General features: G+C 60.7%; 14 protein-coding genes and 1 riboswitch. Of the genes, 6 read left to right on the forward strand and 8 right to left on the reverse strand.

Going from position 1 to position 12868, the window contains the following annotated elements:
* Positions 1-20 precede the first annotated feature (20 nt).
* The 5 genes from RBR25_RS11775 to RBR25_RS11795 form a co-directional block, all read right to left on the reverse strand.
* Positions 21-1298 carry a hypothetical protein gene (locus tag RBR25_RS11775; protein WP_432819748.1) on the reverse strand — a complete coding sequence of 426 codons (1278 nt, stop codon included), beginning with the start codon at positions 1296-1298 and terminating at the stop codon, positions 21-23.
* Positions 1299-1391: 93 nt separating this feature from the next.
* Entirely contained in the window at positions 1392-2120 is a 729-nt protein-coding gene (locus tag RBR25_RS11780) for an outer membrane lipoprotein-sorting protein (protein WP_432819749.1), read from the reverse strand.
* A gap of 9 nt (positions 2121-2129) precedes the next feature.
* On the reverse strand, positions 2130-2513 hold the full coding sequence (locus RBR25_RS11785; RefSeq protein ID WP_432819750.1) for a NifB/NifX family molybdenum-iron cluster-binding protein: 384 nt from the start codon (positions 2511-2513) through the stop codon (positions 2130-2132).
* A gap of 10 nt (positions 2514-2523) precedes the next feature.
* A complete protein-coding gene (locus tag RBR25_RS11790; protein WP_432819751.1) occupies positions 2524-3762 on the reverse strand; it encodes an ABC transporter permease in 1239 nt (412 codons plus the stop codon).
* Positions 3755-4459: an ABC transporter ATP-binding protein gene (locus RBR25_RS11795; RefSeq protein ID WP_432819752.1), complete on the reverse strand. Its 705-nt coding sequence runs from the start codon at positions 4457-4459 to the stop codon at positions 3755-3757. The genes RBR25_RS11790 and RBR25_RS11795 overlap by 8 nt, the downstream gene beginning before the upstream one ends.
* Before the next feature lie 320 nt (positions 4460-4779).
* Here RBR25_RS11795 and RBR25_RS11800 point away from each other — a divergent pair, with 320 nt between their 5' ends.
* On the forward strand, positions 4780-6117 hold the full coding sequence (locus tag RBR25_RS11800) for an SH3 domain-containing protein (RefSeq protein ID WP_432819753.1): 1338 nt from the start codon (positions 4780-4782) through the stop codon (positions 6115-6117).
* A gap of 67 nt (positions 6118-6184) precedes the next feature.
* Here the strand turns inward: RBR25_RS11800 and RBR25_RS11805 are convergent, their stop codons facing one another.
* Positions 6185-7366, reverse strand: a complete 1182-nt coding sequence (locus tag RBR25_RS11805; protein ID WP_432819754.1) for an AI-2E family transporter — start codon at positions 7364-7366, stop codon at positions 6185-6187.
* Positions 7367-7611: 245 nt separating this feature from the next.
* Here RBR25_RS11805 and RBR25_RS11810 point away from each other — a divergent pair, with 245 nt between their 5' ends.
* Positions 7612-8175 (forward strand): flavin reductase family protein, encoded by a 564-nt coding sequence (locus tag RBR25_RS11810; protein WP_432819755.1) that lies wholly within the window; start codon positions 7612-7614, stop codon positions 8173-8175.
* A 15-nt stretch (positions 8176-8190) separates the two neighbouring features.
* Here RBR25_RS11810 and RBR25_RS11815 read toward each other — a convergent pair whose 3' ends face one another.
* Positions 8191-8592, reverse strand: coding sequence for a putative sulfate exporter family transporter (locus RBR25_RS11815; RefSeq protein ID WP_432819776.1), 402 nt, complete (start codon positions 8590-8592; stop codon positions 8191-8193).
* Here RBR25_RS11815 and RBR25_RS11820 point away from each other — a divergent pair.
* The 3 genes from RBR25_RS11820 to RBR25_RS11830 all read left to right on the forward strand — a co-directional run bounded on the left by RBR25_RS11820 (position 8556) and on the right by RBR25_RS11830 (position 10846).
* On the forward strand, positions 8556-9023 hold the full coding sequence (locus tag RBR25_RS11820) for a LysR substrate-binding domain-containing protein (protein WP_432819756.1): 468 nt from the start codon (positions 8556-8558) through the stop codon (positions 9021-9023). The genes RBR25_RS11815 and RBR25_RS11820 overlap by 37 nt on opposite strands.
* The gene (locus RBR25_RS11825; RefSeq protein WP_432819757.1) at positions 9020-9697 is read left to right on the forward strand and encodes a metallophosphoesterase family protein; all 678 of its coding nucleotides are present in this window, start codon (positions 9020-9022) and stop codon (positions 9695-9697) included. Before RBR25_RS11820 ends, RBR25_RS11825 begins: the two co-directional genes overlap by 4 nt.
* Positions 9698-10081: 384 nt before the next feature.
* Complete coding sequence (locus RBR25_RS11830; protein ID WP_432819758.1) at positions 10082-10846, forward strand: hypothetical protein; 765 nt, start codon at positions 10082-10084, stop codon at positions 10844-10846.
* A gap of 192 nt (positions 10847-11038) precedes the next feature.
* Here RBR25_RS11830 and RBR25_RS11835 read toward each other — a convergent pair whose 3' ends face one another.
* Entirely contained in the window at positions 11039-11380 is a 342-nt protein-coding gene (locus RBR25_RS11835; protein ID WP_432819759.1) for a flagellar basal body rod C-terminal domain-containing protein, read from the reverse strand.
* A 70-nt stretch (positions 11381-11450) separates the two neighbouring features.
* A riboswitch (cyclic di-GMP riboswitch) is annotated at positions 11451-11549 on the reverse strand.
* Positions 11550-11735: 186 nt separating this feature from the next.
* On the opposite strand from RBR25_RS11835, the gene RBR25_RS11840 reads away from it, so the two are divergent.
* Positions 11736-12863 carry a cytochrome-c peroxidase gene (locus tag RBR25_RS11840; protein ID WP_432819760.1) on the forward strand — a complete coding sequence of 376 codons (1128 nt, stop codon included), beginning with the start codon at positions 11736-11738 and terminating at the stop codon, positions 12861-12863.
* The last annotated feature ends 5 nt before the right edge of the window (positions 12864-12868 follow it).

The raw sequence follows: 12868 nt of genomic DNA on the forward strand, positions 1-12868 counted from the left end.
GCCATCGTCGTCCGGCGGTTCTAGAAGTAGTATCGCATCCGCAATTCCAGACGCCAGTCGTTTTGCTTTTCGCCGAATTCACTCAGCCGCTTTCCGGCGAGAAACGTGGTCTTGAGCCGCAGTTCCAAGTTGGTGACGGCGGTGTAGAGCACTTCCGGCGAGAGAGAGAAACTGCCGTCAGCGAGGTTGATGATCGCCGTTACCGCCGGGTTGAAGTAGAGGATGTCGAAGGGCTCTTTTTGGCCGGCCCGCAGATAGAGGTAGTGGCGCATCGGGTTCATTCGCGCATAGCCCCCCTGGCCTGCATTTTCGGCCCGCTCCAGCCCTGAGGCGTCACCGGTGGCAAGAAACGTTTCGTATCCCCGGTTGACGAAGCGGTAGAAGCTCTCCATCTCCTCTCGATTGAACCCGGCGCCGTTGTGGTAATACTCGACGATCCAGGTTGTTTCCGCCTCGGTCAGATAGCGGAGGCCGATCAGATAGCTAAGCGTGTCCTCTTCTCTTTCGCCGCCTAAGCCGGTAGCGTCGAGGAACCGTTTGCGGACGTTGCGAAGGTAGGCGAACTCGCCGTGGATCTCGAAATTGGGGGTGAGATTGCGGGCGAAATCGAAGCCGTAGCGATTGGGCCCGCTCCCACCGGCCAGAAAGAGCAGATCGATATCGGTGTCGGCGAGCAGGGCATAAAGCTTGCCGCCGATATTGAGATGCCCGGTCTCGCCGAAGTCGTCGTTGAATCCGTCATAAACGGGAAGCAGCACCGGCGACAGGGAAAGGGTTTGCAGGGGACCGGAAAAACTTTTGATCCAGGAAACCGAAGCCAGGATAAACCCTTCCAGGTTCAACTCGGGATCGTCGGGATCCTTGGCCCGGCCGAGAAAGGCGACGGGATTCCAGGCATAGCCCGTTCCCCAGCGCAGGCTTTTCTTCCCCACCTCCAAGGTCAGATTCGGCGTGGGTTTGAGGGAGAGGTAGCCGTCATAGACGGTCGTTTTGAACGACTCTCCCGCGGCGGTATTGTCGTAGTCACTGTTGAGGCGCATAAAGGCTCGCCCGATCCCTTGTTCCAGATCCCCCTCGATTTGCAGACGGCCGTTGTATTCGACGGTGGTTCGTCCCCCATCCTCGGCGAAGAAGCGCAGCCGGTGGAGGGCAGCATCCCGGTCGAGACCGGAAAGCACCGGCCGCAACTCTGCGTAGCCGCCGAAATGATAAGGTTTTTTCTCGAATTCGGCGGCATCGAAGGTGAATTCTTCCCCCTGGCTGGGGGTGCCGAGAAGCCAGCAGGAGAGGGCCCACAACCAGGCCCAATCCCGGAATCGACGGGGATAATAACACACTGAATTTTTCGTTTTTATCCGCTTCATCCCTGGCGTTTCCGGCGGTTTTCCGGTCTAGCGCAGCGCTTCGAGGTTGGGCATGTTGGCCTGGGTAAAGACCTCGTCTGCGAATTCCCGCGCCTTCAAGCCGGCGAAGATCATCACCGAACGATAGCCCTGGTACAAGGGGCTGTCCGTTTCGATCACCGACGGACGCACGATGCCGCCGCCGAAATCCTTGATCTCTTTGAAGTAGATGTTTTTGATCAGCATCTTTGCTTCGGTAAGGCACTCGATGCGAGTCGGTAGCAGCTTCTTTTTGTCCGCCCACAGCCGGACCCGGTCGTAGGCGACCGTTTTGGTCTTGGCCTTGAGATGCAGCAGGACTTCATCGTGCGTCTCTTCCTGTTTTTCTACGGCATATTCCGCGGCATAATCGAGTTGCAGGATGTCGCTGTTGTTGAAGATCCCACCGACGACCGACTGAAGGCTGGTGATGCGGATCGGTTTGCCGACCCCCGGCATGTAGAGCCACATGTTGTCGCCCAAGCGCAGGGTAGAGCGCCCCTTTTCGCTCGCCGGCGAGACGAAGAGAGCCGCCACCTTGTCGTTCCCCTTCTTCACGCTGAACAGGACGTATTCCCTGGTCCGGCCATCCGGCTCAATGTTGATGAGCTTGCGATAGGACTCGTACGATTCAGGGTTGAGGTTGCGGTCAATCCGTTGCAACAACGCTTCGCCGTCCTGGGCATGGGCCGCAAGAGCGAAGAAGAGGATCAGAATCAGGGCCGGGAGGGTGCGCATCGAATTCTCCTAGGGTCGCAACGCGTGTTTGACGGCATCGGCGGCGGTACCCATGAACTCCAGCGGGCGGATGCCCCGGGACCGCATGACGTCGACCATTTTCGGGCCGAAGTCTCCGGCGACGGCGACCGTCACTTCTTTTTCGGCCAGGAACAGGGCCGCCTGCGGCCCGGCTCCGCCCCGGGCATTCTGGTACGGATTAGCCAGAGCGCTGATGAACGCGCCCTTTTCGTCGAACAACAGGAAAAAGGGAGAGCGCCCGGCGACGGCACTTACCTGGGCCGAGGGCTCATCGCCTTCGGCGGCGACGGCGATCCGTTGCGGTTCGGCGGCGGATCCGGGGGCCGCGCAGAGAAGAAGGAGCAGCAGAGTCAGACCGGTTGATTTTTTCATGGCGAGTCTCCTAGATGTGCCGTAGCGCCTTGATCGGCTCCATGCGTGAAGCCTTGAATGCGGGTTGCAGACTGGCGACAACGGCGATGACGATGACGATCAACGATAAAACGAAGACCTCGAACGGATCGATGCCCGCTCGCAGCAGCAGATTTTTCTGGCGACCGAAATCGTAGGTAATGTGGGAGACATTGACCAGAACGATGACGAGGGTACCGATCAGGTTACCCAAAACGGCGCCGGCGACGCCGAGACTCAAGCCTTCGAGGAGAAAGAGGGCAAGGATGCGGCCGGGCTGTGTGCCGATGGCGGCGATGGTACCGATCTCCCGAATCCGCTCATAAACCGCCATGATCATCACGTTCATGATGCTCACCAGAACGATGGCGATAAGCATGAGTTTCATAAAGAAGGTCATCAGGTCGATCATCCGGGCGACATTGAAGAAGGGCGAGAGATCCTCCCAAGTGTGCACCTCGAAAATCGGCTTGCCCTGCGGATTGAGTTGCTGGTCAAGGAGGGTCCCGAGTCGTTCGCTCAAGACGTCCAACTGATTGAAATCATGAAGCCGGAGAGCCACCTCGCTGATCTGGCGCCCTTCCATCCGCAAGACTTCGGCGGCATCTTCGAGGGTGATATAGCCGTCCCGCCCGCCGGGGCCGGTGGCGCTTTCGAGTACCCCGGCGACCTTGAACTGGCGCCCGTTGACCGACCCTTCCTGATTGGTGGCGACGATGACCACCGTATCGCCGATCTTGACCTTCATCCCTTTGGCCAGCAGTTCGGGGATCCAGATCTCGCCCCGTTCAAGCTCCTTGTCCCCCGCCAGTATCCGTTCGGGAAGCAGGGGAACGGTGCGGAATTCCCGGGCGGGGTCGATCCCGTTCAGGCGGATGTTGGTCGTCTCGACAAAGGTGCTGAACATGGCTCCGAATTTGATCCGCGGTGAATACGCGACGATCTCGGGCTGGGCGGCCAGTATCTTTTCCATCCGCTCGACGGCGCCGGCGTTAAGATTGAGGTTGAGGGGGAGGTTGTCGATGGATGCGACATACCCCTTGCGGTGTATCTGCAGATGGCCAAGCATGGCGTCGGTGTTTTGGGCAATCATCATCGTTTTGAATGAGCCCGTCACCGAGACGAAGATGAGGACGAAGACGACGCCCAGGGTGATGAGCGAGGTGGTCAGCAGGGTCCGCCGCTTGTAGCGCAGGAGGTTGCGCAAGGCAATCTTGAGCAGTTTAGCCATGGTGTCCTCCCGGCCCCGCCTGGGCATCGGACAGGCGTCCGTCCTCTAGGGTGAAAAGCGTCTCCGCTTCGCCGACGATCTTCGGGTCGTGGGTGGAAAAGAGGAAGGTGGTCCCGAAGTTGTCGCGCATTCGCTTCATCAGTTCGATCACCTGGTAGGCGGTGGCATGGTCGAGGTTCGCCGTCGGCTCGTCCGCCAGCACCAGGGCCGGGCTGGTTATCAGCGCTCGGGCCACCGCCACCCGTTGCTTCTGACCGCCGGAAATCTGGTCGGGGAACTTATCTTTCTGTTCGCTCATGCCGACGGCCGCCAGCAGATCCAACACCCGTTTGGACCGCTGTCGGGCGGGAAGATCCTGAACCATGAGCAGGGGATACTCGATGTTTTCGTAGACGGTAAGAACCGGGATGAGATTGAAATCCTGAAAGATGAAGCCGAGCTTTTCTCCCCGGAAGGATGCACCCCGCCGGCGGTCGAGCGTGGCGACGTCGGTGCCGGCGACCGTCAGCCGCCCTTCACTCGGCTTGTCCAGGCAGCCGATGAGATTGAGCAGGGTGGTCTTGCCGCTGCCCGAAGGACCGACGAAAGAAACGAAGGCTCCGGACTCGATGGCGAAGCTCACCCCCTTGAGAGCGTGGATCTCGACCTCGCCGGCGCGATAGACCTTATGCACATTTTCAGCGACAATCAGTGGCATGGGCCTCTCCTGAGTGCACCCTTAAAAAGTTCCGCCCGCAAACGCTTTCACTCGCCTTTGCCAAGGGATCCCCTTTTTATTTAAGCATACCGGAGAATCAGGGAAGCTTCATGAAACAAACGTAAAAATTGTCTTTTCGCGTAGGAGGTGTGACGAGTTGCGCTTTGAGATCGGAGCGAGCGTTATAGATGATGATTGCCATCGTCAGCGGCAAAAGCGGTTGACGGGAGTTTTGGGGCATGGTTTTCTTCCCTTAGCAATACGGCGGCAGGGACGGGAAGGCGGAAAACCTGAAGCGCGGCCATCGACCGGGGGAAGATATGTTCCGATACGTTTCCATTCTGCTCTTTCTTTGCCTGATAACGGCCGGCTGCGTCCGCGATCTGACCGGTCGGGAAATCTGCGATCTGACGCTTCTGCCGCAAAACCCGACGGTTTATGTCGATTCACAAGAGGCAGGTCGGGTGGTCTCCGCCGCCGAGCAAAAGGTTCTGGCCGCCGCTTTTCTGGAAAGCCACTTTTTCCCCTGGAGGAGCACCGCGCCCCGGGAGACGACGAAAAATCCCTTCTGGGCCTTGGACTGGATTGCGAAACACGAGGTTTTCTCCGAAAACCTTCGCCCCCTCACTCCGATGCGTCGGGAAGCCTTGACCCTGCTGGTCGCGCGTGAGGCCTTCCCGAGTTGCGACCGCCGGGGAATATCCCTGCGCCGCCTCGACGTGCGGGCGCTGCCGACGCGCTCGCCGCTCTTCAACGATCCCCGCAAGGCCGGGGAAGGTTTTCCCTTCGACAACCTGCAGCATGGCGTTATCCCGCCCGGCGTGCCGCTGCGGGTCACCCACTTCAGCGCCGACGGCGCTTGGGCCTTCATCGAAACCGCCCTTCTTTACGGCTGGGTGCCGGCGGTCGAGCTGGCCTGGGTCGATGAGGACTTCATGGTGGCGTATGAAAACGGGCGTTATCTCACCCTGACCCGCGATGGAGTGGCGGTGGCCGATAAGGGGGGCATTTACCGTTTGACCGTCGGCATCGGCGCGCTGCTGCCGCTCATTGACGGGGACGGCAACGGCTATCGGGTACTGATTCCCGTGGCCGACCGGGAGCGACGGGCGCATGTGGTGGAAGGATGGATTGCCGCGGATGGGGGCGGGATGTTCCCCCTCACCTTCACTTTTGGCCAAGTCGCCGATCTGGCGGGAAGGATGATGGGACAGCCCTACGGCTGGGGGGATGGGTATGCGGGGCGGGATTGTTCGGGGACGTTGCGCGACCTCTTCACCCCGTTCGGTCTTTGGCTGCCGCGCAACTCCTTCCGTCAGGCCGTGGTTGGCCGGGTCGTGCCGCTGGCGGATTTACCGCCCCGAGAGCGCGAGGCGCGCCTGCTGGCCGAGGGGGTGCCCTTCGCGACCCTGGTTCATCTCCCCGGGCATATTCTGCTCTATCTCGGCGAAACCCAGGGACGGGCGGCTTTGCTGCACACCCTCTGGGGCATCCGGACCCGGGATCTGTGGGGGCGCGAAGGGCGTTGGCTGGTGGGCAAGACCATCATCACCACCCTGGAGCCGGGGCGGGAAGCGGAAGGATTATTCCTCGACATCGGCAGCCTGGTGGAGCGGGTGGACAGTATGAATTTTCCGCTGGAGTCGGCCGGTCGATGAAGGGAGTCCCGCCGCGATGCGGTTTCTTTCGTCACCGCATCCTGCGGGTTCGGCAAGGGGACATGGCTCAGGCGGTGCCGGAATCGCTCTCTTCCTTTTCTGGAGTTTCGGGCGCATCGTCCGAAGCGACGATGACGGAGGTGGTTGGCGGGGAGTTGTCCGCTGTGAGGATGAGGGGCGGCGAGTTGAATTCACGGATGAAGATTTCCCAGAAGGCGACGAAGAGGGCCGCGACCAGGGGGCCGACGACGAAGCCGTTCATCCCGAAGAGGGCGAAGCCGCCCAGGGTCGAGAGGAGCACGATATAGTCCGGCAGCTTGGTGTCGCGCCCGACCAGAACCGGGCGCAGAAAGTTGTCGACCAGCCCGATCACCCCCACGCCGAAGACGACCAGCACCGTCCCTTGAATCCAGTCGCCGATGGCGAAGAGATAGATGGCCACCGGCGCCCAGATCAATCCGGCCCCGACCACGGGAATGAGCGAGAGCAGGGTCATCACCACCCCCCAGAGCAGCGGCCCGCGAATATCGAGAATCCAGAAGATGATCCCGCCCAGGGTGCCCTGGGTGACGGCGACGACCAGGTTCCCCTTGACCGTGGCCCGCGCCACCTCGGCGAACTTGGCGAAGAGCAGCTGCTCACGGGCGTCGCCTAAGGGCAGGGCGCGCACCAGCAGTTCCACCAAGCCGCGCCCGTCGCGAAGCATGAAGAAGGCGACATAGAGGGTCAGACCGAGGCTGACGAAGAACTGCATCGTCCCCTGGCCGAGTTGCACGGCATTCTGGGCGATGAACTGGCTGGCGGTGAGGGCCGCCTTGGAGAGCTGCGCGGTGACGTTGCTCAGGTCGAGGTTCAGCCGTTCCAGAAGATTCTGGACGGTGGGGAAGGCCTGGCGCACCTGCTCGATGCGTCCCTGGATGTCGAACTCGCCGCTCTGCAGGCGCTGGTAGAGTCCGGCGCCTTCCTGGAAGAAGGAGGCCATGACGAAGAGGGTTGGGACGATGACGATGATCAGGCAGATGACTAGGGTCGTCAGCGCCGAAAGGGTGGAACGTCCCCGCCACAGATTGCGGAGGCGGGAATAGAGGGGGTAAAAGATCAGGCCGATGAGGCAGGCCCAGAAAATCGACCCCCAGAAGGGTTTGAGCAGAAAGATAAAGAGCAGGCTTACCAGCACCAGCATCAGCAGAAAAGAGCGCTGTTCCAGTTTGCCGTGTTCTTTGAAGTACCGCGACTTCTCGTCAGACATATCGGTTGTTATCCCTCTAATAATATCCAGTCGTAAGCGTACCTCCCCTTTGTTAACGGGGGAGGTCTCTGATGCTGGTTAAATTCTTGGTTGAAACCGCCGGGACTTTCGCAGGAACCTGAAGCTCGGCCGAATTTTTTGTCTATACTCTAGCAAACGGGCGATTTTCGCAAGCGTTGTCCAAACCCCGAGTTGTCCAAAACCCTGTCCGTGCCGCTGACCGGCGGCGGCACAAGGAGAAGATTATGAAGAAATCCCTCGGTTCCAAAACTTTGCTCTTTCCCGCTCCCGTCCTGCTGGTCGGTACCTATGACGGCGGAGGCAAGCCCAATCTGATGAACGCCGCCTGGGGCGGCCTCTGCAATTCCCAGCCCCCTTGCGTCGCCGTCGCTTTGCGCAAGGCGACCTATTCCTACGCTGCGCTCATGGAGCGCAAGACCTTCACCGTCGGCATCCCTTCTCAGGAGCAGATCGTCCAGGCCGATTACGTCGGTATCGCTTCGGGGCGCGAGGTTGACAAGTTCGCTGAAACCGGTTTCACTCCGGTGCGCGGCGAGCTGGTGGATGCTCCCTACGCGGCGGAGCTGCCGGTCATTCTCGAATGCCGGGTGCTGCATGTTCAGGAAATCGGTCTGCATACCCAGTTCGTCGGGGAGATTCTCGATGTCAAAGCTGAGGAAACGGTGCTGGCCGAGGACGGGCTGCCCGACATCCGCAAGATCCAGCCCCTGATTTTCGATACCGCTCATCGCGGCTATTACGGCCTTGGCCCGCTCTTGGGGCAGGCCTTCGCCATCGGCAAGAAGTAGGCTTCTTACGAACCCTCAGCCGAGGCGAACCGCCGCCAGGCTGAGGGTTCCCGCCAGTAGCCAGAGGCTGATGCCCAAGGTGAGGGGGGCGAAACCGACCCGTTGCAACAGGGGACGGCTGAGTCCTGCGCCGATCAGAAAGAGCGTGACCGTCAATGCTTGCCGGGCGATTCCGGCCAGCGCCGTCCAGAGGGGGTTGGGGTGGGGGAAGAGGCTATGGAGGCAGGCGGCGACGAAGGCGAGGATGAAGGGGGGGGTCTTCGCCCGTTCATGGGATTGGTGCAGCAGCGAGAAGGCCAGGGCTAAGGGCACGATCCACAGGGCGCGAGCCAGTTTGACCACGGTGCCGACGGCCAGAGCCTCGCTGCCGTAGGCCGCCGTTGCCCCGACGACGCTGCTGGTGTCATGAATGGCCAGGGCCGCCCCACGCGCCCGGTCTGGACGTCTTGGCCTGGCGGGAAGACGAACTGGTTGTCATCGCCGGCAAAAACCATCCCTTGAGCCGGGAATCTTTCGCCCCCCTCGAAATCCTCGCCGAAGCCGACTGGATCATGCGCGAACCGGGGTCGGGGACGCGAGAGGTTTTCGAGCAGGCCTTCTCCGCTTGCTTCGGGCACATTCGCATCGCCCTCGAACTGGGACATACGGAAGCGGTGAAAAAGGCGGTGGAGGCGGGCATGGGCGTCGGTTTCCTGTCCCGGTTGGCCGTGCAACGGGAACTGGAAAACGGCTGGCTGGTCGAAATCAAGACCCCTCTCGATCTCAACCGGCCCCTGGCGATTCTGCTGCCGCAAGGTGCGGTCCGTACCCGGTTGCTGGGGGCCTTTCTGGAGAATCTCGCAGGATGAAGCGGCTTTTGGCGATCGGCGATATTCACGGCCAACTCGGCAAGCTCAGGGATCTGGTGTGCCAAGTTTGGCCCGATGAGGAGGATCAGGTGGTCTTTCTCGGTGACTATATCGACCGCGGTCCCGATTCCCGAGGGGTGATTGATTTTCTGCTGGCTTTCGCCGAACGGTTTCCACGCACGGTCTTTTTACGCGGCAACCATGAGCAGCTCTTTCTCGACGCCCTGGTCGAGCGGGGCATTCGCACCGGAAAAACCCTGCGGGAGATTTCCCCTCTTTACCGGCGCAATGCCTTCGGCGGCGATACCGAGATCTTCCTCGCCAACGGCGGCACGGCGACCCTTCTCAGTTACGAGGGAAAGTGGGAGATTCCGCCGGAGCATCTGCACTTTCTCGAAAAGACGGTCTTAACTTATCGTGTCGGAAACTATCTCTTTGTCCATGCCGGCGCCGGGGACGGTTTCGAGGCGGAGGAGCAGGATCCTTTCGTGCTGCTCTGGAGCCGTTACTCCCCGCCGGGGCGGGGGGAGGAGGTGCAGGTGGTAGGGCACACCGTGACCCGGGACGGCCGGCCGCACTTCGAGGCGGGACGTATCCACCTCGATACCGGGGCCGGAACGGGCGGCCCGTTGACCGCCTGCGATCTTCTGACGAAGCGGGTCTGGCAGGCGTGATTCCCCGCCGAAGGGCAGCGCCCGGAGGGAGGCGGCGCTCTGTTTGACTTAGGGCACTTCTGTGGCAGAGTTGAACCATGGTCCATCGTGGCCGGATGCCCTATGACGATGACGGAAGAAGGGAGGGAGTTTCCGAGCGGCCCTAGCCGCCAGGGTACCAATGAATAAGTGCATTCCTTCAGAACCCCGAGTTCATCATCGCTACACCCTTCTTGGTCCGCTCCCCACGGCTACGGATGCCCCTTCGGTCATGGGAATGGTCCTGAGCGTCGCTTCCGGCAAAAGTTTCTACCTCATTCCCCCGCGCCTGATGATCTTTGCGAAAGCAGCAAATAAGGGAAGTTTCGAATCTCTTTTTTTTCTCACATCGCTAGGAAACGGATCATGAAAGAATCGACGCGAATGCCCATTGACCAGGCCGTGGAGAAGGCTCTGGATTATTTTTCCACTGAGGATGCCGGATGCGATGAAACGGAGAGGGTGCGGCTGTTCGCGGCGGCCCGGGGGATTCTGAAGGAGCAGCCGATGGCCGCCGTCGGTCTGCTGTCCGAGGTTTTTACCGGTCTCAACCATCCCCGCAAGCTCGGCGCCTATCGGCTGATCGTGGAGTTGGGCGAAGCGGCGGTTCCGGCGATTCACGGACTGCTCGACACCGCCCGGCCTTTGGAACGGATCTGGCTGATCTCCCTCCTCCATGCCCTGGGGGATGGGAGCGAAACCGCGCGCCTGGCCAAACTGGTCGGCGACAAGGAGCCTTATATCCGGCAACTGGTGGTGCTGGCCCTGGTTTTTCAGGGCAAACAGGCGGCTGTGGAGCGCGACCGGCTGATCTCCGTTCTTGCCGAGGCGCTGCTGAGCGAGGAGAAAGTGGAAGGGAACGCCTTTTTTGTCGCCGATTCGGCCTTGAGCTGCCTGCGGCTGCTCAGTGGCGAGACCTTTTCCGAGGGGACTGCGGCGGCGGTGCATTTCTACAATTTCGATCACTTTCTCTTCTCGCCGCCGGTGCCTCCCTTTCCCTACACCTCGGATCGGGTCAGCACCCTGCCTCCCCGGCAGAAGCGGCGGCTTCAGGAGCAGGTGCGGGACTGGTGGGCGGCGCGCCGCGAAGATTTTCAACCGCACAAAATCACCAGTTGTTTCGAGCTGTGACGCCAACGTCAAGGCCAGGATGAGCAAAATTTTTCCATGCCCAACGATCTTGACCGCAGCCTCAATGAACTGTTTTGCCGCGAATCGGACCTGCCGGGTGGCGCAGGAGCTGCGTGAGCCGGCGTGCCAGGAAGCATGATGCGGATGGGATCGGGATGATGGAGGTTGCGCATCCCCGGCGCTGCTGATTGGCTATTTTTTGATGCTGAGAAGGGTGCCGGTCAGTTCGTCCTGGGTTTGGATCATCTTCAGGTTGGCGCTGTAGGCGGCCTTGGTCGGGATGGTTCCGGCGATCTCCTCGGCCAGGTCGACGTTGGAAAGTTCCCGCGTGGTGTCCTGATCCTCGACCATGGCCCCCGGCGTATCGACCTTGGCGACGTCGGCCCTGATTCCGCCCTGGACGGTTTCGCTCAGGGTGACGCGATCTTTCTTGAAGCCGTCGGTGTTGACGTTGGCGAGATTATTGGCCGAGGCGGCCATGCGGGTTTCCATGGCTTTCAGGCCCTGGATGCTGGTGTCGAGCGCTTTGATCATGAAATCCTCCCTTACGGGGATGCGAACCGGGAACGGTGGCGGGGAGGGAAGGGCGGGAAGGACTCGAATGGAGTGCAACCCTGCCGCCCTGTTCTCCGCGACCGACGTCCGGGAAGTTAGGCCAGTGGCTTTGCGTCCCACCCTTTCGGATGGTTTGCCGATTAGTTCAATCCTAACCGCGCCGGGCGTTTCGGGTCAAGACGCCAATTTCGCTTTGCGACAAATATTACGATTCCCGCCGTCCGGTCACCGAGGTCGGCGAAGACGGCAATTTCGCCGGGCCGCGCTTGAATCCGGACAGACTCTGGTATAATTCAGTTCCCGAATTAATCACCATCGCGAGGAGGAAAAATCTATGAGAGGACTGCTAGGTTGGGCGTTTTCGCTGATGCTGCTGGCGCCGGGGGTGATCCAGGCGGAGCAAGCCCTGCTCGGGCTGCCGCCGGTGCCGATTCCGGCGAACAATCTCCAGACTCCGGAAAAGATCGCCCTTGGCGACAAACTCTTTCACGATCAACGTTTCAGTTCCACCGGCGAGGTCAGTTGCGCCACCTGTCACGACGCGAAAAAAGCCTTCACTGACAGCCCCCTGAAGGTTTCCGAAGGCATCCGGAAGCTGACCGGCACCCGCAACGCGCCGACGGTCATCAATTCCGCCTATTTTACCACCCTCTTCTGGGACGGTCGGTCGCCCGACCTGGAGGATCAGTCCCGGCATCCCTTCGTCAATCCCGTGGAAATGGGGCTGGCAAACCATGAGCCGATTCTGGAGATCGTACGCAACGACCCCGAATACGTCGCGGCCTTTCAGCAGGTTTTCGGCAAGAGCGGCGAGCAGATCACCCTGACCGAGGTCATCCAGGCCATTGCCGCTTTTGAGCGCACCATCGTCGCCGGCGACACCCCCTTTGATCGCTGGTATTTCGCCGGGGACGGGCGCGCTATGAACGACGCCGCCAAGCGCGGCTTCGAAGTTTTCATCGGCCAAGGGCGCTGTGTCTCCTGCCATGTCATCGAACAGACCCAGGCGCTCTTCACCGACAACCGTTTCCACAACATCGGCGTTGGCATCAACAACATCCAGCAGGATATTCCCGAGCTGGCCGGTGCCTTCCTGAAGGCCAAGGCTCAAGGGGTCGATGTCGACATCGCCGTGCTTACCGACAGCAAGACTTCGGATCTGGGACGTTTCGCCATCAGCGAACAGTTCGACGACATGGGCGGCTTTAAGACCCCGACCCTGCGTAACATCGCCCTGACCGCCCCCTACATGCACGACGGCAGCCTGGCGACCCTGCGCGATGTGGTGGTGCATTACAATAACGGGGGCTTCAGCAAGGAAGGGGAGCAGGTCAACGCTTTCCTCAGCGGCGGCATCCGCCCTCTGAATCTCAGTGAGCAGCAGATCGATGACCTGGTGGCCTTCATGGAAGCCCTGACCAGCCCCCCATTTGTCCAGACGGCTTCGGCCGAGCGGAAATAAGAGGA

Origin of the sequence: Trichloromonas sp. (assembly GCF_034006665.1) — a bacterium.
Classification (GTDB): Bacteria; Desulfobacterota; Desulfuromonadia; order Desulfuromonadales; family Trichloromonadaceae; genus Trichloromonas.

Coding starts and splice junctions, on each gene's coding strand:
- RBR25_RS11800 (WP_432819753.1), top strand. CDS start 4,780: ATGTTCCGATACGTTTCCATTCTGCTCTTTCTTTGCCTGATAACGGCC.
- RBR25_RS11805 (WP_432819754.1), bottom strand. CDS start 7,366: ATGTCTGACGAGAAGTCGCGGTACTTCAAAGAACACGGCAAACTGGAA.
- RBR25_RS11830 (WP_432819758.1), top strand. CDS start 10,082: ATGAAAGAATCGACGCGAATGCCCATTGACCAGGCCGTGGAGAAGGCT.
- RBR25_RS11840 (WP_432819760.1), top strand. CDS start 11,736: ATGAGAGGACTGCTAGGTTGGGCGTTTTCGCTGATGCTGCTGGCGCCG.
- RBR25_RS11810 (WP_432819755.1), top strand. CDS start 7,612: ATGAAGAAATCCCTCGGTTCCAAAACTTTGCTCTTTCCCGCTCCCGTC.
- RBR25_RS11825 (WP_432819757.1), top strand. CDS start 9,020: ATGAAGCGGCTTTTGGCGATCGGCGATATTCACGGCCAACTCGGCAAG.
- RBR25_RS11835 (WP_432819759.1), bottom strand. CDS start 11,380: ATGATCAAAGCGCTCGACACCAGCATCCAGGGCCTGAAAGCCATGGAA.
- RBR25_RS11785 (WP_432819750.1), bottom strand. CDS start 2,513: ATGAAAAAATCAACCGGTCTGACTCTGCTGCTCCTTCTTCTCTGCGCG.
- RBR25_RS11795 (WP_432819752.1), bottom strand. CDS start 4,459: ATGCCACTGATTGTCGCTGAAAATGTGCATAAGGTCTATCGCGCCGGC.
- RBR25_RS11780 (WP_432819749.1), bottom strand. CDS start 2,120: ATGCGCACCCTCCCGGCCCTGATTCTGATCCTCTTCTTCGCTCTTGCG.
- RBR25_RS11790 (WP_432819751.1), bottom strand. CDS start 3,762: ATGGCTAAACTGCTCAAGATTGCCTTGCGCAACCTCCTGCGCTACAAG.